Source organism: Gordonia sp. NPDC058843 (assembly GCF_042743165.1).
Classification (GTDB): Bacteria; Actinomycetota; Actinomycetes; order Mycobacteriales; family Mycobacteriaceae; genus Gordonia.
Window position 1 is genome coordinate 1 of sequence record NZ_JBHYNC010000099.1, and the last position, 1,082, is coordinate 1,082.

General features: G+C 68.4%; 1 protein-coding gene. It reads left to right on the plus strand.

The annotated features are described in order from the left end of the window. Nucleotides 1-1,082, plus strand: a 1,082-nt coding sequence (locus ACFW3F_RS25565) for an amino acid adenylation domain-containing protein (RefSeq protein ID WP_388062515.1), incomplete at both ends; no start/stop codon positions are given.

The following is a 1,082-nucleotide window of genomic DNA, read 5'->3' on the forward strand; positions in this document are numbered from 1 at the left end:
GAGTTGAGTTATGGGGAGGTCGAGGCCCGGGCGAATCGTCTGGCGCGGAAGTTGATCGGGCGGGGTGTGGGCCCGGACTCGGTGGTGGCCCTGGTGTTGGAGCGTTCGCCGGAGTTGGTGATCGCTGTGCTGGCGGTGTTGAAGGCGGGCGGCGCGTATGTGGCCGTTGACCCGGGACAACCCGCCGATCGGATCCGCTTCGTGATTGAGGACGCCTCACCGGCCTTGGTGATCGACAACCTGAATTTCCTCGCGGAGACCGAGGACTTCGACGACTCTCCGGTCACGGATGCCGACCGTATCTCCCCCCTCCTCCCCTCCCATCCGGCGTACGTGATTTACACGTCGGGGTCGACGGGTCGGCCGAAGGGCGTGCTGATCTCTCATGCGGCGTGTGTGAGTTATGTGGCGAGTCATGTCCGGTATGGGGTGGGTGAGGGCAGTCGGGTGGCGCAGTTCGCGTCGGCGGGGTTCGACGCGTTCTGTGAGGAGTGGTGGCTGGCGTTGCTGGGGGGTGGGGCGCTGGTGGTGGTGCCGTCGGAGCGGCGGCTGGGTGAGGAGCTGGTGCGGTTCCTGCTGGAGGAGCGCGTGACGCATGCGACGCTGCCGCCGGCGGTGGCGGTGCTGATGCGGGAGGAGGAGCTGGGCCCGGGGTTCGTGCTGGATGTGGGGGGTGAGGTGTGCCCGCCGGATCTGGTGGACCGTTGGGTGGCGGGTGGCCGGACGCTGTTCAACAGTTACGGGCCCAGTGAGGCGACGGTGAATGTCACCGTCTGGCAGGCAGTGGACGGGAGTGTGGGCGCCGGGGTGCCGATCGGTCGTCCGGTGGGCAACACGCGGCTGTACGTGCTGGACGACGGATTGCGTCCGGTCCCGGTCGGTGTGCTCGGCGAGTTGTACGTCTCGGGCGTGCAGCTGGGGCGGGGCTATCTCGGACGTGCGGGCCTGACGGCGGAGCGGTTCGTGGCGTGTCCGTATGCCTCCGGCGAGCGGATGTACCGCACCGGTGACCGGGTGAAGTGGAGCGCCGACGGTGAGTTGGTGTTCGCGGGGCGTGCGGACGACCAGGTGAAGGTCCGGGG